This is a genomic window from Sinorhizobium sp. FG01 (genome assembly GCF_002531875.1).
GTDB lineage: Bacteria > Pseudomonadota > Alphaproteobacteria > Rhizobiales > Rhizobiaceae > Sinorhizobium > Sinorhizobium fredii_C.
Window position 1 is genome coordinate 1 of record NZ_NWTB01000023.1, and the last position, 21651, is coordinate 21651.

Genomic DNA, 21651 nt, shown 5'->3' on the forward strand with positions numbered 1-21651 from the left:
GAGAACCGCGAGGTGCCGTCCGGCATGACGCCTTGCCCCTGGGTGGCGCGGATGGCGGTGCAGAGATTGGTCTTGCGGCTGAGGCAGGAGGGGCAGGCGCGGCATTCCGGCGTATAGAGCGGAATGACGTGGTCGCCCTTCTTGACCGAGGTGACGCCGGGGCCGACATCGACGACGATGCCGGCGCCCTCATGGCCGAGGATCGCCGGAAACAGCCCTTCCGGGTCGGCACCCGAGAGGGTGAAATCGTCGGTGTGGCAGATGCCGGTGGCCTTGACCTCGACGAGCACCTCGCCGGCCTTCGGGCCCTCGAGCTGAACCGTCATGATTTCCAGCGGCTTGCCGGCCTCAGTGGCGACGGCGGCGCGTACGTCCATGTCTCCATCCCCCTTTGCACATTATAATCGACTTGGGCTGCTTCGTCAGTATACCCGACCAAACGCAGCCCTCTTCCCGACGCTCGGCAGTCAATCTTGGCCGGTGACCACCGGTGATCATCTCAGAGACAAGAGCGACGTCGCCGGCCATCACTGCGTGATCCTCTCGTCCTGTTCATCGAGCAGCGGCACACCATAGGAGAGCAGGAGTTTGTTGATGTCCGCCTGATTGTCCCGGATGAAGGTGTTAAGCGTGCGTTTCCATTGCTGGTCGGACGGCCGCACCCCCATCGTGATCCGATAGGTCATGCGCGAGCCGCCCTTCTCCCCGGTTAGGGGCACGATCGCCATCGCGACCTTCGACTTTTCTGCATAATAGCCCGCCATCGGCCCCCAGACCACGGCCGCGTCAATCACGCCTGCCACCATGTCCCGGATCATCACCTCGGCCATCGATGGCACGTTCCGCGTGTCGACCACGAGAGGATAGACCTTCGCTTTGCGCATCAGTTTTGCCGCCGCCATCTTTGCGGAGGGTGGCGTTGCGTGGACCACGCCGATCCGCTTGTCGAGAAGCCTCGGGTCGCTCAGCGTTTCGACGCCGGCAAGATCGCCATCCTTCCTGTAGATCAGCACATAGGACGAGCGGTAATAGGCGTTGGTATTCTGGACCAGTTCGTCCCCTTGCGCGTAGCCCATGATGATGTCGCAGCGATTGGCGCCGAGCGTATTGCGGACGAAACCCGGGATCGAGGGAAACCACGTGTAGGCGACCGAGCTTCGTCCCGTCGCGGCCGCGACCATCTCGGCGAGCTTGTTCTCGAAGCCTTCGCCGCTCTCGTCGGAGAAGGGCATGTTGGAGGGGTCGGCGCAGACCCGCAGCGTCTCCGGGTCGACCAGTTCGCCGGCAGCCCCGAGCCCGGCACTCTGCGAATGCGCTTGCCATGGCATCAGCACGGCCGCCACCAGGGAAATGAAAGCCCTGCAGGTCCGCTGGATGCCGTGTGCCATCTCATCCCCCCATGCAGGACGTTTCATAGGCGGTAGCCGCCTCCGGCTTGTCGGCCTTCTTGGGCGGACGCCCTCGGGGCGCAGCGCCGACGGCGCGGGCGCGCAGGTAGATGTAGATGTCGTCGAGATAGCAATAGACATTCTTGTTTTCGCCGAAGGCCGGCATGACGACCTCCTTGCCGCCGACGACACTCTTGCGTCCTTCGGCGACGATCGACAGGAAGGTCCCGTAATCGAGGTTGATCATGGTCTTGGCGAGAGCCGGCGCATAGGAGGAGCCTTCGCCATCGGGCCCGTGGCAGACATGACAATCGGCGTGATAGCGGCGATATCCGTTGAAAGTGTACCAATCGACGACGCCGTTCTCGATCTTGAAGGTGGGATTGCCGTCGGCGTCGAAATGCTTGCCGTCTTCCTCCGTGGCGCTGGCCGCCTTTTCCTTGCTGTCCTCGGCGCGGAGAGTGCCACTTGCACTCAGCAGGAGGACCACGGCAAACGCCGAACTGATGAAGCGTGGTGACATGCGTGACCTCGTCTTCCAACCGCCATCGACCATGGCTGAGGGCGTGAGATTCTGTTGGTGAAGCCGAGAGCCCGGCAGCCTCTGCTGATACGGGCTCTCGTTCAGGCAGGGTTCGCCCGGCTATCAATCCGGGAGACCGAATACGGTCAGTTGCCCGCCGAGTGTGGTGTACTCGGCCAGTGCGGCATAGCCGCCCACCGCACCCAAACCCGCCGTGGCGATGGCTTCGCTTTCTTCGGTCGGAGCTTTCTCGCCCGCTACGGCCTGTTGCCACGCCGCTGCACCTTCGGCCGCCAGAAGGCCGCCGGCAAGCCCGATGCCTGCCCAGCCACCGACACCCGACAGCACCGCAATATATTGCTTGCCACCATGCTCGTAGGTGTTGATGTTGCCGATGATGCCCGAGGGAGTTTTGAACTTGTAGAGTTCATTTCCCTGCATATCCACGGCCTTGATGTAGCCTTCCAGCGTGCCGTAGAAGATGACGTCGCCTTCCGTTGCGAGCGCACCCGACCACACCGAGAACTGTTCCGGCTTCGACCAGACGATCTCGCCCTTGGCCGCGTCCCAAGCGATGAAATTGCCCATGCCGCCGTGACTGTTGGGCGTCGGGTACATGTTCACGGTCGCGCCCACATAGGCTTGGCCGGCCGTGTAGCTCACCCGGTAGGGCTCGTAGTCCATGCAGACATGGTTGGTCGGCACATAGAACAGCTTCGTCTTCGGCGAATAGGTTGCCGGTTGCTGGTCTTTCGTTCCAAGCGCCGCCGGGCAAACGCCTGTGGTGTTGAAGTCCTCGCCGTTATGCTCGGTGGAGTACTTGTCCACCACCTGCGGACGGCCATACTGGTCGCTCTTCGGGTCCATCACGACCTCGGTCGCCCAGTTCACCGTGGGATCGTATTTCTTGGCAACCAGAAGCTCACCCGTCGCACGATCGAGCGTATAGCCGAAGCCGTTGCGGTCGAAATGCACGAGCACGTCGCGCGGTTGACCCATGATCTCCATGTCGTCGACAAGGATCATTTCGTTGACGCCGTCATAGTCCCATTCGTCATGCGGCGTCATTTGATAGGCCCACTTGGCCATACCCGTATCGGCGTCGCGCGCGAAGATCGTCATTGACCATCGGTTGTCGCCGGGTCTCTGGTTGGGATTCCAGGTCGAAGGATTGCCCGTACCATAGTAGACGAGGTTGAGTTCCGGATCATAGGCGTACCACCCCCAGGTGGTGCCGCCGCCGGTCTTCCACTGCTCGCCTTCCCAGGTGTTCATTCCGGAGTCCTTGCCGACCGGCTTGCCGAGATGGGTCGTCTTCTCCGGGTCGATCAGCGTTTCTGAATCAGGGCCGGTCGAATAGGCCCGCCAGGCACGCTTGCCGTCGCTCAGATTGTAGGCAGTGAGGTGGCCGCGGACACCATATTCGGCACCCGAGACGCCGACGATGACCTTGTCCTTGACCACCATGGGCGCGGACGTGCCGGATTCGGACAGGCTCCCGTCGATCTTCTCGCCGTTCTGGGCTTGCCAGGCGACCTTGCCGGTCTTGGCATCGAGAGCCGTCACCATGGTGTCGGCCTGATAGAGGATGATCTTTCCGTCACCATAGGCCGGACCGCGGTTGACTGTGTCGCAGCACATGATCGCGATGACGCTCGGATCCTGCTTCGGTTCGTATTTCCAGAGGATCCTGCCGTCGTTCTTGAGATCAAGTGCATAAACAATGTTCGGGAACGGCGTATGGACGTACATGACGTCGCCGATCACCAGCGGGCCGCCTTCATGGCCGCGCAATACGCCGGTGGAGAAGGTCCACTTGACCTGCAGATCCTTAGCATTGTCCTTGTTGATCTGGTTCAGCTTGGAATAACGCTGATTGGCATAGTCGCCCGTGGGCATGGCCCAGTTCTTCGGGTCGGCCGCAAGGGCCTTCAGTTCGTCATTGGCCAACGCATTTCCGGCAAGCGCCGCTGTCAGAACTCCAGCGGCCGCCATCGGCAGATATGCGAATTTTCCGAGTATGCGCATGCGAAGTCCTCCCGATGTCGATAGTCACCCGAGGCTCGTCTTCACAATTCCGCAGGCGACCACAAAGGCCAGCCCAAGCATGTCATGCTTGTCGTGGGACATGCGCTTCCGTCAGCGTGTCACGGCTCATTCGGATCGGCAGAGGGCACCGTTATTGCCAAACCTCTTGATAAGCGAGACTTCGCCGCTCCCAGACAAGGCTTGAAGCCGGAAACCGCTGGAGAATAGGCGATCATAAAGAATAAAGCAAGGTTCATTATACAATTGATGCTGCAGCGCAAAACAAAATATGCTGCCGCGCAGCACGAAAGTTACTAATATTTGACAAATCTAGATTGGATGCTATGCGAGAATTTACTACACTAATACATCCTCACGGCAGGTTAATTTAAGAACCTGTCCTAGGTGACGAAGCTGGCGGAGGTTCATGGTGACGATTGGTAACTTGGAAGTGATCGGCTTGCTCGTTGCGCTCTCGGGCGCCGCACCGGCATCGGCCGCCGGAGGTTACCCGACGGTTGCCGTCGTCGACTATGTGTATGGCTGCATGAAGGCTAATGGCGAAACGCGTGCCGCCCTCGAACGCTGTTCATGCTCGATCGACGTCATAGCGTCGATCATGCCTTACGAACGCTATGAGACGGCCGAGACCTTCAGGAGCCTCGGACTTCAGACAGGCGAAAGAGGGGTTCTGTTCCGGCAAAGCGCGCCAGCAAAATCCGCCGACGCGGAACTCAGGCGAGCGCAGGCCGAGGCGGAGGTCCGCTGCTTCTGACCCGTCGCCCGCTCGGGACAATCAGTCCGCGTCCGGAAACCTCTTGTGAAACTCCGAGACAAGCTGGTCCAGCGATGCCGCCTCACGGGCGTGACGCGGCACGCCCACGTCGAAGATACCCAGCACATGCGCTGGGCGCGGCGACAGCACCACGATGCGATCGGCAAGCAGAAGCGCCTCGCGCAAATTGTGGGTGACCATCAGGGCCGTGGTGGGTCTCGCCGCCCACACCCTCATCAGAAGCTGGCGCAACTTGTCGGCGGTTCGCTCGTCGAGCGAGGCGAACGGCTCGTCCAGAAAAAGTACCGCGGGCTCGGTGGCGAAAGCCCGGGCGAGCGCGGCGCGGCGCGCCAGGCCGAGCGAAAGTTCCGAAGGATAGAGCGCCCGCATTGCCGAAAGCCCCAGAATGTCGAACAGCCAGTCCAGGTCCTTGTCCCTGAGGCGCGGCGCGAGCGCAAGACGGACGTTCTGCTCCACCGTCCGCCAGGGGAGGAGCACCGGCTCCTGGAAGACCGCAGCGACGCGGTCGGAACCGCCTTCGGGCAGTTGATAGCTGCCGGAAAATTGCCGATCGAGGCCCAGCAGAATGCGCAGGGTCGTTGTCTTGCCGCAGCCCGACGGGCCGAGCAGGCAGGCAAATTCGCCCTGTCTCACCGCGAAGGAAAGACCGCGCAGCGCAACGATCGTAACGCCCTCCGCCGAGCGGAACGTCTTCTCGGCAATGTCGACCTTAAGCGGAGCGGCGGCGCCAGCGGGTTGCATGTCGTTCAAGTGGCTGCACCAGAAGGAGTTCGATCGACAGCATGATAGCCACGAAAGCGAGCGTGTAGGCAAGGATGGCGGCAACGTCGAATATCTGGAAGTAGAGATAGATCTGGAAGCCGACGCCGCTCGAACGGCCGAGCAGCTCGACGACGAGCACGATCTTCCAGATCAGCGCAATGCCCAAGCGCGAGGCGGCGGCGAAATAGGGCTGCAACTGCGGCACCAGTATATGGCGAACATGGTCGAGCGGCCCGAGCCGGTAGACCGTGGCCATTTCCGCGAAACGGGGCTCGAGCGCCCGCGCGCCCTCACGCATGGTGACGACGACGTTGGGTATTTTGTTGATGGCGACGGCGCCGATTGCGGCAGCCTCGGTCAGGCCGAACCAGATATAAGCGAGTACGATGACGACCAGGGCCGGGAGATTGAGGAAGAGCACGAGCCACGGATTGAAGAAGACGTCCGCCCGCCGGTGCATGCCGAGCAGCACGCCGATGACCGATCCGACGATCATGGCGACGACATAGGCGGCCGCGACCCGCCAGAGGGTCATTGCCAGGTGATAACCAAGGTCGCCGCTGGCCGCCTCCTTGAGAAGCACCTGCCAGACTGCGAGCGGCGGCGGGAAAGCACGGCTCGGCCAGATGCCGGCCGCGAGGCTCCAGAGCAGGCACAGGGCGGCGAGCGATGCCACGGCCGTCGCCGCCGGCAACCCACGGGCCCTGCGCGCGGGCCGGCGCGCTGACAGCCCGTTTTCCGATCCGAATTTCGCCGTCATGTCTTCAATGCCGCCCAGAATGTCCCGGGAGCCATCTGCCGCGCTTCGCCGACGAGCTTCTCCCCGCCCAGTTGCGCGAGAACTTCATAGAGCTTAGCGGCATCGCTTTCCTCTTCGGCGAGAGGCCGGTTCGGAATGCCTTCCCGGTAGCGATCGCGCAGCACCTCGAGCTCTCTGCCCTCGGCGCGCACGATAGGCGCCAAGCGCTGCCATTCGTCATCCGACCGAGCCAGCAGCTTCTTGGCGTCTGCGCTTGCCTTGACAAAGCCCATCGCCGCATCCGGGTTTTCGTTCGCCCATTTGTCGCGGAACACGTAACCGAGTGCCGAGACCGGCCCCGATGCCCCAAGCGCCTTCGCTGCATCGTCGGCACCGATCAGCCGGCGAAAGCCGTTTGCCTCCAGCCGCGCGCAGAAATGCCAAAAATTCAAGACCGCGTCGAGCTCACCGGAAAGCGCCTTCTCCGACAGCAGCGGCGGGGCGCCGAAAACGACGTCGCTCTCTTTGGCCAGGTCGATCTTGTGGTCGCGCTCGGCAAGTCCCTGGATCAGGAGCCAGCTCTTGTCGAGCGATCCGCCGGCAACGCCGATCTTCTTGCCGATGAGGTCGGGGATTTGGCGGATTGGCGCCTCGTTTTTGACCATGATGGCGCCAACGGCTGTCGAGTAGGGGGCAAGCGTCAGGTCTTCGCCCTCGGAACGTTGACGCGACACCCACAGCCAGTCGGAAACGATGACGTCGAGATCGCGCGCAAGCATGGCGACATTGGTCGCGTCCTCGCCGGCGAAATAGACGACCTCCACCTCGATGCCGTTGGCCGCGTCGAACTTGTTGTGCTTGATGGTATCGAGTTCCCAATTCACCGTGCCGAATTTCAGCACACCCACACGCACTTTCGGCGCCGACGGCGCTGCAAAGGCAGGCAATCCCAGAGGACTGACGGCAGCCAGAAAAGCCACTCCGCAAAGCGCACGCCGCGATATGTTCATGATGTCACCTTCCATCAATTTCCTAGAGGGACGTCAGATTTCCTGCTCCTCGGGCGGGAAAACACATTTCCATCGCACGATCTTCAGTGTCGGATGGCTTACGGACCACTTGGCGATCTCAGCCGGAGCCAGCATCATGCATTGGACCAGCGATCCGTGGCTCTGGAAATACAGGTGCTCGGTGCGGCAACGGGTAGGGTCGGCCAGCATGCAGACGGTCAGGACGAGATCGACGAGGTTCACCTAAGCACCTTTCCGCACGAACGCGCGCAGAGGCAACGCCGACTGAGACGCTTGGCGCACCAGTCCGATAACCGGCTTTCACAAGGTGCCTGATGGAAAGCCCGCATGAGAAGGATACGCGCGCGATAAACCAGCGTCAATTATCGCGGAAAGCCCCCGCTTCGCCGTGAGCGACAGCTTCGGGGGGGGTTATCGATCGCTGAGCGTCTGCGCGATCGATTTGGCCAGAGCGTAGAGGCGCTGCTCGATGAGCGTCGGCACCTCGCAGACGAAGCCCAGCGATTGCGCGCGCTCCTGAAAAACGCGCGTCTGAAAGACCAGCCGGTCGTTCCGCCGTGCAAGCTCCTTCGGGTCGGCAGCGGGCTTCGCTCGCAAGGCATCGACCGCCGACGCCTCCTGCCGCAGGAATGCCGCCATGTCCCTCTGCGCGTGGGCGTAGCGGGCGATGCCGGCGATGACATCCGAGCGTTCCCGGTTCATGTGCTCGAACAGGCCCTGCGCGAGCATGGTCATGCGCCGTTCCTTCTCGCCCTCCGGCAGGCTATCCGCATATTCCCGGATCTTTTGCTGTGCCTCCGGCAGCGGCACGCGGCGCGCCGAGAGCTCCGTCACCAAATGAGCGATGGCCGCATCCTTCGACCAGTCGGCGGCCGTTTGCGGCAGTGCGGCGCCGGCCCATATCTGCCCGAGCGAGAGCTCCGGAACCTTGCGCTGAATGCACGGCCAGTCCGGATCGCCGCCCTGCGCTGCCAAAACGGGCCCTGCGACCGCTGCAGCGATCGCGGCCGGCAGGATGCGCGTCAGAAGCAAGCACCGCATCAGGCATTTCCTCCCGTATCCTGCCTGCGGCTGAGCAAGCCGTTCGACGGATCATAGGCGAGGATCGCGCCGCCAAGAAACAGCACGGTGAACGCAACCACGATCGACAGCGATCCCCAGTCGCTCTGTCCGTAAAGGGCGAAGCGGATCAGTTCGATCGCATAGGTGAACGGGTTTGCGACGCAGATCTTGTGGAGAAGCGGGCTCGATTCCTGAATGCGCCACAGCGGATAAAGTGCCGGCGAGGCGAAATACATCGGGAAGATCACGAAGTTCATGATCCCTGCGAAGTTCTCCAGTTGCTTGATCATCGAGGACAGGAGCATTCCGAGCGAGCAGAGCATCATCCCGGAAAGGAACAGTGCGGGCAGGATCAGCAGATAGCCGGTCCATGGCGGCCTGACGCCCCAGAACCAGGCGATGGCAAGAAAGGCATAGACCTGCAGGATCGAAACGGAGACTCCTGCGAGCAGCTTGGACACCAGCAGGAACCAGCGTGGAAATGGGCTGACCAGCAGGGTCCGCATGTTTCCCATTTCCCGGTCGTAGACCAGCGAAAGCGAAGACTGCATGCCACTGAACAACAGGATCATGCCGCATAATCCGGGGGTGATATAGACCTCGTAGAGCACGTAGGTCTTGTAGGGCGGGATGATCGAGACGCCGAGAACCTGACGGAAGCCCGCCGCGAACACGAAGAGCCACAGGAGCGGACGAACCAGCGACGAGACGAAGCGCTCCCGCTGGTTGAGAAAGCGAAGTCCTTCGCGGATGAGGATGCCCTTGAGGCAGACGAGATACTGGCGGGCGCTGAAGCCCGGGTCGGAATCGGCCGGAATTCCGTCTGCGGCAGACTGCAAGCTCATCGGACGCCTCCGCCTGCCGTAGCGACCCCGCTCAGCGTCGCGAAGGCTTCTCGAATGCTACTTGCGCCTGAGGAGCGGACGACGTCATCGACCCTGCCGTCCGCGAGCACCCTGCCTTGGTGGAGTATGACGACGTGATCGCCGTCCTCGACCTCGTCGATGAGATGGGTCGCCCAGAAGACGCCGATGCCGTCGGTCGCCACGAGCTTGCGAATGGTCGCGAGAATCTCGGCTCGCGATTGTATGTCCAGCCCGACCGTTGCCTCGTCGAGGAGCAGCAGCGGCGGCCGGTGCAAGAGCGCCCGGGCGATTTCGATGCGCCGCATCTGCCCCCCGGAAAGACTGCGCGCCTTGTCGTGCAAACGGTCGCTCATGCCGATCTGGGCCAGCAGCGCTTCGATGCGCGCGCGGGCCTCTCTCTGCCCGATGCCGTGCAGCGAGGCGTGGTAGGAGAGATTCTGATAGACGCTGAGGTCGAGATCGAGGGTGCGCGCCTGGAAGACGATGCCGAGCCGCCGTAGCGCCTCGCCCGGTTCGCGGCTGACGTCGTGGCCGAAGATACGGATCGACCCCCGACGCGTGTCGAAGAGACGGCTGATCAGCGAGAACAGCGTCGTCTTTCCGGCCCCGTTCAGGCCGAGAAGGACGGTGAAGCGCCCTGCCGCAATCGAGAAGGAAATGTCGGACAGAACCTGCTTCCGGCCGTAGCTGTGGTCGACCGCCGAGACGTCGAGCGCGGCGGGCAGGCTCAATCCGTCGTTTGCCCTCACATGCTGCATGTTGGCATCGTCCTCCTCGATCATCCAACCTCATTTGCCCGATCATCCAACCTTATTTGATCGTGATCGTTCCTTTCATGCCTCTCTCGGCGAGATCGGGAACCGACCAGCTGTAGCTACCCGGGCGCACGGTGGTGAACTGGATCTGGATGGTGCCGTCCGCATCATATTCGAGCCAGGCCGGGGCGCCGTTCATGTGCACTTCGAGATCGTTGATGACGATCTGGTTCATCCACACATTGCGGAAGAGGTCGGTGTGGAATTTATACTCCAGACCGCCCGCAGCCGATATCTTCCAGCGGTAGCCTTGGCCGGCGATCAGCGCGAAATCCTTTTGATTGACGGTGAACTGGTCATTCTTCGACCCAAGGATCAGCTCGGGGACGTCCTTGCTGGCCCGCGTCACCTGCTCGGCGTCCGCAGCCGGCTGCGTCGCGTCGTTATCATCGTCGTCGGCCTCCTGTGCGGAACCGGGTGTTACGGACAGGACCACGCCGAGAAACACGGCAAGCGCGAAATTCCGATAGCTCTGCATTTCCTCCTCCGCTGCCAAAGAGCTTTGCCGTCCCGTCAGTTCGGATGCACGACCACGCCCCAGGGCAGCGCCCCGACGGTCACCGATTGAATTGCCTCGTCGGTCGCGACGTCAATGAAGGTGATGTCGTTCGAGACGCCGTTGGTGCTTATGATCGTCTTCTGGTCGGGGGTGAAGGCGAGCTGCCAGACCCGTTGCCCGACGAGCACGTATTTTTCGACCTCATAGGTCTTCGCATCGATCACCGCCACGCGGTTGGCGGGGCCGAGCGCCACATAGGCTTTCGTGCCGTCGGCGGTGATGCGCACGCCGACCGGCTGGATCGATTCCGAGCGCAGGCCAGGAATCTCGAAGGTGATCTTGTGCTTTACCTCACGGCTCGCATTGTCGATGATCGAGACGGTGCCGCCGATTTCGGCGCTGACCCAGATCTCTGAATTGTCTGGCTTGAACTCGGCGAAGCGCGGCCGCGAATCGACGAGAACATTGTGGGTGATTTCGTTGGTTGCCGTGTCGATGAAATGGGCCATGTTGGTCGTCTCGGAGGTGTTGACCATGGTCTTGCCGTCCGGGCTGATGCCCATTCCCTCGGGTTCGACGCCGACCGGCACCTCCGCCACCACTTTCTTGCCCTCGAGGTCGATGACGGTGACCAGATTGTCGTCCTCGTTGGCGACATAGAGCGTCTTGCCGTCGGGTGAGAGGACGAACAGCTCGGGATCCGGGCCGGAGGGTAGCGATCCGACAATCTCGTAGGTGGCCGTGTCGATGATCTCGATCGTGTCGTCGTCGCTTGCGCAGAGATAGATGAACTTGCCGTCGTGCGAAATGGTGATGCCGCGCGGCCGCTGGCCGACATTGATCGTGCGCACCACTTCCTTCGTGACCGAGTCGACCACAGTCACCGTGTTGTCCTTCTCGTTGGAGACATAGACCATGTAGGCGAAGGCTGGCGAAGCCATGCTGGCGGCGACGGCAAGTCCGGCCGAAAGATACGTCAGTCTTCGCAGCACCTGTCTCTCTCCCTGTTTAAGGCAACGTCAGAGCACATTTTGTCTCCGGCTGGTCGACGCCGAGCGTGTCGAGTTCGGAGACCTGATGCAGGAACCCTTCCTGGGGCGAGGTCGAAACCACGGAACGGCCGTCGCCCAGGAAGATCGGCTGGCGCAGCTGCCAGTTCCATTTACGGAAGGTCAGCTTCTGCCCCTTGAAGGCCGCGAGCGAGAAGTCGTCGGAGCGTATATAGGCTGCGAGCGTCTCGGGATCGGCGCTTTGCGTGCGCGTCGCGGCCTCGCCGACGATCCTCGCCGCCGTCCAGGCGGCCATGTCCTTCGACAGCATGCGCCGGCCATTCGCCTTGGCGAAACGGTTCTGGATCTGCGTGCCGCCCCATTGCTCGCTGGCCGGGTGCCAGGCAGAAGGGATCAGGCCGGCAGTGCCGGCCACCGGGCGCGGAATCCAGGTCCGGAACGGCACGTATGTTCCGAAAACCTCGCTTTCGTCGGCGACGAGCAGCACGTCGTGGTCGGGGAACGCCTGCGTGAAGACGGGCATTTGCCGCTGGATCTGGACCACGCCGGTATCCGTTCGCCGCGCCGTGCCGGTGTCAGTGAACTCCTTTTCGGCGATGATCTCGCCACCGAAGCGCGTGGCGGCGCGGCGCAGCGCATCGGCGAACAGTCGGTCGGGCTCATGGGAGCCGTGGACCAGCACCCATCGGCGCCACTGCTTCCAGACCAGATATTGCGCCAGCCCGTCGGCCAGCATCGTGCGGGTCGGGGCGGTGTGGAAGACGTTCGCCCGGCACTCCTCCTCGCGCAGACGGTCGTCGGTGGCGCCGACGTTGAAGATCAGCACTCCCTTGTCGCGGGCGATTTCGGCGATCGACAGAAGCTGCGCGGCCGAGAGATCGGCGAGAATATAGCGCGCGCCCTTCGACACCATGTCGTTGAAGGCCGGCACGGCATCGGCGTCCGGCCTTATTTCGGTCAGATCGAGCGTGAACTTCTGTCCGAGGAAGGTACCGGTCGTGTTGTTGTCGCCCACCGCCACCTTGGCTCCGGCGACGCCGTCGTCACGCGGCGGCACGTCGAGCACCGAAAGGGCGAGTTCAGGCGCATAGGCCCGAAGATAGCCCAGCTTGAGTTCCAGGACCTGCTCGGCCGGAGCCGTCTTGCCGACGGGCGCAGGCTGCTGCGTAACGGCCCGGGAGCCGGAAGCCGCAAGAAGAACTGCGATAAGGAGCGTCAGGGCATAGCGCACCGCTGATCCCATTCGATCGACAACATGCACCATCTCCGACGCCTGTCGGATCTGTGCAATTGCTCGGTGCCGCAGACAGCTTAGTCGAGATTTCGCTGATTTCAACCCGGCTGCGATGCGGCAGTCCTGCCAGCGCCTGCATGTTTCTCCGCAATAGAACAGCTCAGGCAAAGGCCGGCGGCGCGCTGGGCGGCAATGTGTCCCGGCGCAATGTTCGAATCTTCCCGGCGTTCCACATGGGAATTCGTCAGCGACAACCGCTGAACTTTAGCAAAGTCGGGTATCCACGACGAAGCATTACTTCGGAAAACTGTCGCTGCCGGAGCAAACTCTTTTGCTGCGCTGGTTTCGTGATAGAATACCGGAAAAATATGGGGGCCATGTGTTGAAACGGGAGGAAGAAACATGGCTGTCCAGGTCCCGAAGGACTTCCGGCGGGTGATCGTTGCCGCATCGGTCGGAAACATCATCGAATGGTACGATTTCTACATCTTCGGCAGCTTGGCCGCAGTTCTCTCGGTCAAGTTCTTCGAACAGTCGCACCCGGTCGCAGCGCTCCTGAGTACGATCGCGCTGTTCACGGCGGGCTTCCTGATCCGTCCGCTGGGGGCGTTCCTGTTCGGCTGGATGGGCGACCGGGTCGGTCGCAAATACACCTTCCTGATCACGCTCAGCGGAATGGGCTTGGGCACCGGCGCCATCGGCCTGATCCCCACCTATGAGGCGATCGGCCTCACCGCCGCATTTCTTCTCTTCGGCTTGCGGATGATCCAGGGCCTGTGCCTCGGCGGCGAATATGGCGGCGCCATCACCTATGTCGCCGAGCATGTGCCGGACGAGCGCCGCGGCTACTACACCGGCTGGCTTCAGACCTCTCCGACGCTCGGTATCGTGGTGTCGCTCGCCGTCATCATCGCGACCCGCACCTATTTCGGCAACGAGGTCTTCGAAGCATGGGCCTGGCGCGTTCCGTTTCTGGTGTCGTTCCTGCTGGTCGGCATCGCGATCTACATCCGGCTTCAGCTCCAGGAGACGCCGATCTTCGCGGAGATAAAGGCCAAGGGGCAGATGACCCGAAATCCCTGGAAGGAGGCCTTCCTCAGTTCCAACATCAAATTCGTCGGGATCGCCACCATCGTGCTGATCGGGCAGGGGGTGGTCTGGTACAGCGGCCAGTTCTGGGCGCTCTACTTCCTGCAGCAGGTTTCCAAGGTGGATGCATTGAACTCCGCCTATATCGTCGGCGCAGCGCTGCTCCTGGCGACGCCGAGCTTGATCTTCTTCGGATGGCTGTCCGACATCATCGGCCGCAAGCCGGTGATCCTCGGAGGCATGCTGCTCGCCGCGATCACCTACTACCCGCTGTATCTGTGGCTGGGCACCGTCACCCAGCCGGACAATATCAACTACCCGACGGCGATCTTCATCATCTTCATTCTCGTCTGCTATGTCGGGATGGTCTATGGCCCGGTTGGGGCATTCCTGGCGGAATACTTTCCCGGCCGTATCCGGTACACCTCGGTCTCGGTGCCGTATCACATCGGCAACGGCTGGGGCGGCGGATTGGTGCCCTTCGTCACCTCGGCGGCCTTCGCGGCCACCGGCAGCGTCGGCTACGCGCTGATCTATCCGATCGTCGTGCCTGCCGTCTGCTTCCTGCTTGCGCTTTACCTCATGCCCGAGACCCACAAGGTCAGCATTTGGAGGCCGGTCGAGCCCAGAGCGGGTTGAGATTGAGGAGACGTGCCCAAAGTGCGGGGCTCAGCCCCGCACTTTGGGAAGGGGAGCAACTGACCTATCTCACGAGGTAGGTCTCGATCTTGCCGATGCCCTTCAGATCGAGGGCGCGTCGCGGCTCGAGCGTCCACCGGCCATGCAGGGCGCGCCTCGTCGCCTCCGAGATCTGAACGCTGTCGGGCACGCCTTGGGATTCGAGACGGCTCGCAATGTTCACCGTTTCCCCCCAGACGTCGTAGACGAAACGAAGCCGGCCGATCAATCCGGCGACCACCGGCCCCGAGTGGACGCCGATTCGAACCCGGAAGCGGTCGGTGTCGGAGGCTGAGCCCTGCAGCGCTTCCAGCATCGATTTCCCGAGGGCGACGATCCTGTCGGCGTGATCGGCGGAAGGTTCCGGAATGCCGCAGGCGGCCATATAGGCGTCGCCGATCGTCTTGATCTTCTCGACGCGATGCTGCTCGGTCAGAAGATCGAACTTGCTGAACATCGCGTCCAGTCGCCTGACGAGGTCGGACGGCGGCAGCCTTGCCGCGATGGGCGAAAAGCCGACAATGTCGGCGAACAGAATGGACACCTCTTCGAAGCGATCGGCGATGATCTCCTCGCCGCCCTGCAGCCGGGCAACGATCTGGTCGGGCAGGATCGCGTGAACAAGGGAATCGGCGCGCCGCTTTTCCATTTCGATCTGCTCGAGATAGCGGTGCTCGCGGTCTAGCCAGCGTTTCTTTTCGAGCGTGGAGTTGATCCGCGCCCGAAGCAGGACGGGATTAAACGGCTTCGTCAGATAATCGTCAGCGCCGGCCTCGATGCAACGGGCCACGGCCGCCACTTCGCTGAGGCCCGATATCATGATGACCGGCACGTGCCGCCATCGGTCTTCCGCCTTCAGCCTTGCGAGGACTTCGATGCCGTTCATGTCCGGCATCAGGATATCGAGCAGGATGAGGTCGAACTCCCCCTCCGCCAGTCTTGCAAGCGCCGAGCGGCCGGAATCGGCCACGACGACGCGATGGCCCTCGTGGCGAAGGCGGCGGCTGAGAAGATCGCGATTGCTGGCGACATCGTCGACCACCAGGATCCTGCCGCCCTGATCGGTCCAGGCCTCCTGCCTGCTCTGGAACAGCAGCCGTTCGAGTTCGGCCGTGTCTAGCCCGGTCTCATCCCGCGGTTGAAGCGCCCCGATGGCGGCTCCGCGCGAAAGACCGGCGATGGCGTCGACCTGCTTCAACAGCTCGGAGGCCGCGGCCAGAATTACGCCGAGGTCATCCTTCAGCGTGTGCGGCTGCGGCTCTCCGGCCTCTTCGAGGATCATTTCGGAATAGCCGATGATGGCGTTGAGCGGTGTACGAAGATCGTGCCGCAGCCGTGCCTCCGCCTCGGCGGCGTCTCCGCCCGGGCATCCCGTCTTTGCGTCGACGAGGCTCTCGATAAAACTGTTCAGTTGTCTTGCTGCGGCGCCGATGCGTTCCAGGTCGGCGAGCAGCTCGAGTGCGCCGAGATCGCGCGCCTGTTCGAGCAGCAATTCCTGAAACCCCAGGATCGCCTGTGCCGGGCCGGCCATCCGCTGCGCCACATGGGTGGCAAGGGCCTGACGCTGAAATTCGTTCCCGACGCTCATTTTCAACGCCACTCAGGGAGATGCGGTGAGCAATTGTTCGATCTTCCGGACAAGCTGCGTCAGGTCGACCGGCTTGCTGTCATAGTCGTCGCAACCGGCATCCAGCGCCATGTCCCGGTCGCTGGCCATGGCGTGGGCCGTCAGCGCGATGACAGGTATCCCGGACGTAAGCGGGTTGGCCTTGATCTGTCGGGTCGCTTCCCAGCCGTCCATGACCGGCAGGCTCATATCCATCAGGATCACATCGGGCCTTTCGGAAGCGGCGAGCTCGACGCCGGCCTTGCCGTTTTCGGCAATGAGCACGTCGAAGCCGCGGCGGGACAAACGCCGCGAAAGCATGTCGCGGTTCATTTCATTGTCTTCCACCAGAAGGATTCTCGTCATTTCCGGTCTCCTCCTGCCCGCTGCAGGTTTGCACGGCACGATTTAGCCTTCAGCGGTCGCCGACGGTCTGGCCGGCCGTTTCACGCGATGCGATCTGGCGCTCGAGAGCCTCCACCAGTTGCGACCTGCTGTTTGCCCCCTTGTTGACGACGGCGACCGCCCGCTCGCGCAGCCACCGCAACTCGTTGGCGGAGAGGTCCTTCGACGTGACCACGACCACCGGAATGTTCTGCAGCTCCGGAATTCCCTGCATCTCGCTGAGCGTCTGGAATCCGTCCATTTCCGGCATCAGCAGATCGAGCAGGACGAGGCGCGGCAGAAGCCGTTTCATCATGTCGAGGCCGCGCACGCCGTCACCTGCCTCGTGGACCTTCCAATCCCTCTTCACCAGAATGCGCCGCAGGAATTCGCGGGAAGCCAGGTCGTCGTCGATGACGAGCACGTCGCGGTTTCCACCGCCGCAAGCCTCGACGGTCCGGATCAGCTTGTCGGTGTCGATCGGCTTGGTCAGATATTCGACCGCGCCGAGCGAGAGACCGAGCTCGCGATCCGCCAGAATGGTCGCCAGGATCACCGGGATGGTGCAGAGGTCGGGGTCGCTCTTCAGCGTGCGCAGCACCGACCAGCCGTCCTGGTGCGGCATGATGATGTCGAGAATGATGGCGTCGGGCCGATGCTCGCGGGCGACGGCTATCCCCTCCGCGCCGCTCGCCGCCTGCATCGAGGCGAGACCCGCTTCCGCCAGCGCCTTTGCGATCAGGTTGCGGGCGGCCGGGTCGTCGTCGATGATGAGCGCGGTGCGGCCCGGCTGGATGATCTGCGATGGCTCGGCTGCCGGCGCCACGCCGGCCTCCCGCCGGCATCGCGCCGGCACTTCCATCGTGAAGACCGAGCCCTTTCCCACTTCGCTTTCGACATCGACGGCGCCGCCGATCATGCGGCTGAAACTGCGGGTGATGCTCAAGCCGAGGCCGGTGCCGCCGTAGTTGCGGGTGGTGGACGCATCGGCCTGCGTGAAGGCGTTGAAAAGCCGGTTCTGCTGTTCCGGCGTCATGCCGATGCCGGTGTCGGAGACCTTGAAGACGAGCCAGTCGCCGTCGGCTCGCTCTTCGCGCCGGGCCGACAGCGTGACCCGGCCGCTATTGGTGAACTTCGCCGCGTTGCTGAGCAGGTTGAAGAGATTCTGGCGCAGCTTGGTCTGGTCCGAATGCATCTCCCCGAGATCGCCGTCGAACTCCTGGATGAATTCGTTAAGGTTCTTCGCCATCAGCGGCGCGACGGTGGCGGTCACGTCGCCGAGCAGCCGGGCGACGTCGAAGGTTTCGAGGAAGACCTCCATCTTGTTGGCCTCGATCTTCGACAGGTCGAGAATATCGTTGATGAGCGACAGCAGATGCCGGCCGGCCGAAGCGATTTTCTCGAGGTCCGGGACCAACTCGTCCTCGTCATGGTCGCGCGCTTCCTCTATCAGCATCTCGCTATAACCGATGATCGCATTCAGCGGCGTGCGCAATTCGTGGCTCATCGAGGCGAGGAACCGGCTCTTGGCCTCGCTGGCCGCTTCGGCATTGCTCTTGGCACGCTCGAGCTCGACCTGCCTCTGCTTGAGTTCGGTAATGTCGGTATAGACGGCGACCGTCCCACCGTCCGGGATCTTGCGCTTGGTGATGCGCACCCATTTGTCATTGAACCGCCTCTCGTCGACGAGGCCGGCGGGATCGCGGTGGAGGCGCAGGCGTTCCTCGATCCACTCTTCCGGCGCCTTGCCTTCGAGGTCCACTTTCCCTTTTGCCAGGTTCTGCTCCAGGATTTCGCGGAAGCTCTTGCCGCGCAGTTCGTTCGGCTTGTGGCTGGGGAAGATTTCGCAATATTTGCTGTTGGCGACGAGGATACGGTCGTCCGGATCATAGAGCACGAACCCGTCGGAAATCGCCTCGAGCGCCGCGGCGACCGTCCGCCTTTGCCGCTCCGCCTGGTCCTCGAGCTTCTTCTTTTCGATGGCGTTCTGCTGGAACAGCGAAAGCGTTTTCGCCATCGCCCCGAATTCGTCGCCGCCCTCCTGGGGGACCTCGACATCGTAGCGGCCCTCGGTCAGGTCGCCGATCACCCGGTTGAGGCGCCGGAGCGGCCCGACGATCGAGCGCAGGACGAGGAGCGTCAGGAGCGAGCCGATCAGGACGACCCCGCCGACGAGGATGGCCGCGGTCGTGGCCGTCTTTTGCGTCTGCGCCACGACCTCGTTGCGGGCAGCCTCAGCATCGGCCTTCACCTGCTCGACAAGCCTGTTGAGGTTCCGATCGACATGGCCGCTATGGGTGCGTGCTTCCGCCAGCAGGGTGTTGCCCAGGATGCGGTTGTCCTGGGTATAGCTTTCCGTTGCCTGTAGCGCCGTCGCGACATAGGCGTCGATTTCCGTGCGGATTTCCCTGACGGCGGCCGGAGAGTGCTTGGCAAGGCGCTCCAACTGGACCTGCAGGCGCTCGCGGGCCTGCTCGGCATTGCGCTGCGAATTCATCAGCAGGCTGACGGAGAGATCGGTCAGCCAGTACCGGAGGTCGCCGAAGGCGACATGCGCCGCCGCCGCCGATGCGGCCCGGTCGAAGAGTTCCTGGGTTTCGGCCATGCGCGCGGCGCTGCGATGGAGCGCCTGCGTCAGGAAAACCGACGATAGTACAAGGCTGATCATGCCGGCCGCGGTCAGCGTCGCGACGCGTGCCGAGATCGGCAGATTGGCGATCCGGCTGGCAAGCCTCGGCGCCGGGACAGGCTTTAGTGGCTGCAACTGCTCGCGAAGCGCGCTCATTGGAACAAGACGATGCTGATCGCACCGCCGAGGTCGCCGGCCTTGCCGCCCTCCTTCGGATAGCCGGTGACGTCGATTTCCCCCTTCGGGACGCCGTGGCAGACAAGGCAGGAATCGGTGTAATACTCTGGCAGCAGCATGCGAAAGGCAGGGCGACCGTTGACGGTCGTCACTTCCGTATAGCTCGCCTCCTTCGGTCGCTGCGGATCCGGGAAAACCTCCTCGATGACCTTCGCCTCCCAGGCATCGGGAAGCGACTTGCGATTGCGCACCAGCACCTCCGGCGCCGTGACGCGGACCAGCGCTTCGTTTCCCACCTTGACGGCGAATTTCTCGTTCATCAGGCGCGCGAAGACGGCTGGAACGAAGCCCTTGAAGGCAATGCCCGGACGGTTGATGTCGTCCTGATGCTCGTCGATCACCTCGCGCATGGCGTCGACCTGAGCCTGGAGCAGCTTGCGGTCGCGCTCGGCCAGATCGTCGGAGATCAACGGACTGCCGGTGCGCTTGCCGTAAAGCGCGATCGCTTCGGCCGTGAACCGTTCGCCGTCGAGATGCTTGTCGGCGACGGCCGGATCGTTGATGAGCGACTGATAGTTCGAAAGGACGCTTCGGGCCGCCCTGAGCAACTCGGCGAGCCGCGTCCCGGTCGCGACATCGGCAGCCTCTTCGGCCGGTGCCGGAGGCGACAGCAGCATGCAACCGGAGAAGACAGCGACTGCGCAGTTCCGCGTGAAGCCTTTAAGAGTCCCCATGTTGCTTTCCTCCGCAAGGAAGCACAAGGCGGAAAAGATAGCACAGGAAGCATACCGGAAGGAGTCATCTCTGGAACATGAACTACCCAGGCTTATGTCGCGAGAAGTACCATTTTTGGTGAGCCAGCAGCGGGAAGCCAAAAGGAAGTTGTAGCCCTGCCTGTCGTGCGTAGTTTACGCGGGCTCAATTCGGGCAGGGGACTTATTTCATGAAGCAATTTGTTTTGGCTGCAGTCACCCATGGGGGCCCATCGCATTCTCATCGGCGGCTTCGGCCGAATACCTGACTTTCACGTTGAAAAACGACACAGGCGCGACGCTCGTTCGTTTCCACACGTCGCCGGTCGGGGTCGAGGAATGGGAAGATGATGTGTTCGGCAGCCAGGTTTTGGACCGGGCGAAACGATCGAGCTTACGATCGCGGATGGCCGCGACGTGTGCGAGTACGACATGCGTTTTGAGTACGACGAGAACTCGAATCTCGAATCGACGGTAGATAAGCGGGATCTCTGCAAGCTGGGGCGTTACTCGATTCACGAGTAACGCTGTGAGCGAAAGGCGATCCCGTGTATTCGACAGCGGGATTGCCGTTGCGACTCGGTGGTCAGACACCGGTCGCGACCGCAGCTCGGACGGCACCGCCTCGGGCTACAGACTAGACGCCCTCTTTGACGGCAAAAGGCGAATGATCCGCCGCCTGAGACCGTCGAATGCTTTCCAGACCCCCGCATGTGCTTGCATCACCGATGTTGCCTGCAGCAACAGCCATGGAAAACTCACCTGAAGTTTGAGAGAGATAGGGCAGCGCGTAAGCTTCTATGGCTGCGCGGGCTTCCGCGACCGCGAGCTGGACCCTCGCCGCCTCCTTCGGCTGATAGCGATACCAATGATCCTGCCGCTCCGGGCGCTGAAAGCCGATGCGCTGGCGTGCCCTGCAGTCATGTTCCGCAACTCTGGCCTTTGTCGGCCGGGTGTCGAGGGTCACGCCGATATTGACGGTGAAGCGGGAATCGAGCTCTGTATTGTTCATCGACCGCTGTACGGAAATGACCTGCACGACGCAGTCCATACGCCGATTCCAAGTCTGGCCATGTCTCAGAAAGCCGACTGATCGGAGGTACGGTGCCAGCTCCTGGCCGATCACTCGTTCGAAAGCGCTCATCGGTGCAAATCGCGTTGGTTGGTGGCAGTTTCCCGGCAGCCGGGCAGTCGACACTCTTACCTGATCGGCACGACGGAATTAGGATCGCCCCATGCGGGGATGCCCTGACCGGTACCGGTCAGGGCGATTCTTGATCTCGAGGCCTGAAAAAAAGCCATGGCACGGCAATGCGGCCGCAAACGTTACGAGTGTGATCACCGAGCGTCAGAGGTTGTGCCAGAGCGAAGATGAACATACATAGTTGCATTGCTTTTGCAACTAGAAATTAGGGGTTATGGGAGTTGCGCGGAAACGCTGGTCTTCGTGTCGGCCGACTCCCAAACCGCTCGAATAGCAGAAGCTCTCAGCGCCATAGCTGTGGCGCTCACAGACCCGCCAGTTAATCGCCGCACCATGACATTTTCGCTTGTAACTCTAGTCGCTAGAGGTTTTAGCCTGC

At 62.3% G+C, this 21651-nt stretch carries 22 protein-coding genes and 1 pseudogene; 3 read left to right on the top strand and 20 right to left on the bottom strand.

The window, feature by feature from the left end:
- The 4 genes from CO656_RS26455 to CO656_RS26470 all read right to left on the bottom strand — a co-directional run.
- The coding region (locus CO656_RS26455; RefSeq protein WP_158255703.1) for an alcohol dehydrogenase catalytic domain-containing protein at window positions 1-377 on the bottom strand (377 nt) is incomplete at its 3' end.
- A gap of 150 nt (window positions 378-527) precedes the next feature.
- Complete coding sequence (locus CO656_RS26460) at window positions 528-1388, bottom strand: substrate-binding domain-containing protein (RefSeq protein WP_037422778.1); 861 nt, start codon at window positions 1386-1388, stop codon at window positions 528-530.
- 1 nt (window position 1389) lies between these two features.
- Window positions 1390-1911, bottom strand: a complete 522-nt coding sequence (locus CO656_RS26465) for a c-type cytochrome, methanol metabolism-related (RefSeq protein WP_097527762.1) — start codon at window positions 1909-1911, stop codon at window positions 1390-1392.
- A 123-nt stretch (window positions 1912-2034) separates the two neighbouring features.
- Entirely contained in the window at window positions 2035-3906 is a 1872-nt protein-coding gene (locus CO656_RS26470) for a methanol/ethanol family PQQ-dependent dehydrogenase (RefSeq protein WP_097527794.1), read from the bottom strand.
- 460 nt (window positions 3907-4366) lie between these two features.
- Here CO656_RS26470 and CO656_RS26475 point away from each other — a divergent pair, with 460 nt between their 5' ends.
- Entirely contained in the window at window positions 4367-4714 is a 348-nt protein-coding gene (locus CO656_RS26475; protein WP_179864847.1) for a hypothetical protein, read from the top strand.
- Between the two features lie 21 nt (window positions 4715-4735).
- Here the strand turns inward: CO656_RS26475 and CO656_RS26480 are convergent, their stop codons facing one another.
- From CO656_RS26480 to CO656_RS29940, 11 genes are all read right to left on the bottom strand, one after another.
- Complete coding sequence (locus CO656_RS26480; protein WP_097527763.1) at window positions 4736-5476, bottom strand: ATP-binding cassette domain-containing protein; 741 nt, start codon at window positions 5474-5476, stop codon at window positions 4736-4738.
- Window positions 5445-6173 (bottom strand): ABC transporter permease, encoded by a 729-nt coding sequence (locus CO656_RS26485; protein WP_234819643.1) that lies wholly within the window; start codon window positions 6171-6173, stop codon window positions 5445-5447. Before CO656_RS26485 ends, CO656_RS26480 begins: the two co-directional genes overlap by 32 nt.
- Window positions 6174-6253: 80 nt before the next feature.
- Window positions 6254-7246, bottom strand: a complete 993-nt coding sequence (locus CO656_RS26490; RefSeq protein ID WP_097527796.1) for an ABC transporter substrate-binding protein — start codon at window positions 7244-7246, stop codon at window positions 6254-6256.
- Between the two features lie 33 nt (window positions 7247-7279).
- Window positions 7280-7489 carry a hypothetical protein gene (locus tag CO656_RS26495; RefSeq protein ID WP_097527764.1) on the bottom strand — a complete coding sequence of 70 codons (210 nt, stop codon included), beginning with the start codon at window positions 7487-7489 and terminating at the stop codon, window positions 7280-7282.
- Window positions 7490-7678: 189 nt separating this feature from the next.
- Window positions 7679-8308, bottom strand: coding sequence for a hypothetical protein (locus tag CO656_RS26500; protein WP_097527765.1), 630 nt, complete (start codon window positions 8306-8308; stop codon window positions 7679-7681).
- Window positions 8308-9174, bottom strand: a complete 867-nt coding sequence (locus CO656_RS26505; protein WP_097527766.1) for an ABC transporter permease — start codon at window positions 9172-9174, stop codon at window positions 8308-8310. Before CO656_RS26505 ends, CO656_RS26500 begins: the two co-directional genes overlap by 1 nt.
- Window positions 9171-9953 (bottom strand): ABC transporter ATP-binding protein, encoded by a 783-nt coding sequence (locus CO656_RS26510; protein WP_097527797.1) that lies wholly within the window; start codon window positions 9951-9953, stop codon window positions 9171-9173. Before CO656_RS26510 ends, CO656_RS26505 begins: the two co-directional genes overlap by 4 nt.
- 52 nt (window positions 9954-10005) lie before the next feature.
- Window positions 10006-10488: a hypothetical protein gene (locus tag CO656_RS26515; RefSeq protein ID WP_097527767.1), complete on the bottom strand. Its 483-nt coding sequence runs from the start codon at window positions 10486-10488 to the stop codon at window positions 10006-10008.
- Window positions 10489-10523: 35 nt separating this feature from the next.
- Window positions 10524-11498 carry a YVTN family beta-propeller repeat protein gene (locus CO656_RS26520; protein ID WP_144353240.1) on the bottom strand — a complete coding sequence of 325 codons (975 nt, stop codon included), beginning with the start codon at window positions 11496-11498 and terminating at the stop codon, window positions 10524-10526.
- A 19-nt stretch (window positions 11499-11517) separates the two neighbouring features.
- Window positions 11518-12783 (bottom strand): ABC transporter substrate-binding protein, encoded by a 1266-nt coding sequence (locus tag CO656_RS26525; RefSeq protein WP_234819645.1) that lies wholly within the window; start codon window positions 12781-12783, stop codon window positions 11518-11520.
- A gap of 68 nt (window positions 12784-12851) precedes the next feature.
- Window positions 12852-13157, bottom strand: coding sequence for a hypothetical protein (locus CO656_RS29940; RefSeq protein WP_144353239.1), 306 nt, complete (start codon window positions 13155-13157; stop codon window positions 12852-12854).
- Between CO656_RS29940 and CO656_RS26530 the strand changes: the two genes are divergently transcribed.
- Window positions 13156-14481, top strand: coding sequence for an MFS transporter (locus CO656_RS26530; protein ID WP_097527769.1), 1326 nt, complete (start codon window positions 13156-13158; stop codon window positions 14479-14481). The genes CO656_RS29940 and CO656_RS26530 overlap by 2 nt on opposite strands.
- A 64-nt stretch (window positions 14482-14545) precedes the next feature.
- Here the strand turns inward: CO656_RS26530 and CO656_RS26535 are convergent, their stop codons facing one another.
- The 4 genes from CO656_RS26535 to CO656_RS26550 are packed head-to-tail and all read right to left on the bottom strand — an operon-like array spanning window position 14546 to window position 20050.
- Window positions 14546-16108, bottom strand: coding sequence for an adenylate/guanylate cyclase domain-containing protein (locus CO656_RS26535; RefSeq protein WP_097527799.1), 1563 nt, complete (start codon window positions 16106-16108; stop codon window positions 14546-14548).
- 12 nt (window positions 16109-16120) lie between these two features.
- Window positions 16121-16492, bottom strand: coding sequence for a response regulator (locus CO656_RS26540; protein ID WP_037422759.1), 372 nt, complete (start codon window positions 16490-16492; stop codon window positions 16121-16123).
- Between the two features lie 49 nt (window positions 16493-16541).
- Window positions 16542-19295, bottom strand: a complete 2754-nt coding sequence (locus CO656_RS26545) for a response regulator (RefSeq protein ID WP_097527770.1) — start codon at window positions 19293-19295, stop codon at window positions 16542-16544.
- Entirely contained in the window at window positions 19292-20050 is a 759-nt protein-coding gene (locus CO656_RS26550) for a DUF3365 domain-containing protein (RefSeq protein WP_097527771.1), read from the bottom strand. The genes CO656_RS26545 and CO656_RS26550 overlap by 4 nt, the downstream gene beginning before the upstream one ends.
- A 217-nt stretch (window positions 20051-20267) precedes the next feature.
- Here CO656_RS26550 and CO656_RS31070 point away from each other — a divergent pair.
- Window positions 20268-20593, top strand: a pseudogene (locus CO656_RS31070) (hypothetical protein).
- A gap of 112 nt (window positions 20594-20705) precedes the next feature.
- On the opposite strand, the gene CO656_RS26560 reads toward CO656_RS31070, so the two are convergent.
- Window positions 20706-21119, bottom strand: a complete 414-nt coding sequence (locus tag CO656_RS26560) for a DUF4304 domain-containing protein (protein WP_234819646.1) — start codon at window positions 21117-21119, stop codon at window positions 20706-20708.
- Between the last annotated feature and the right edge of the window lie 532 nt (window positions 21120-21651).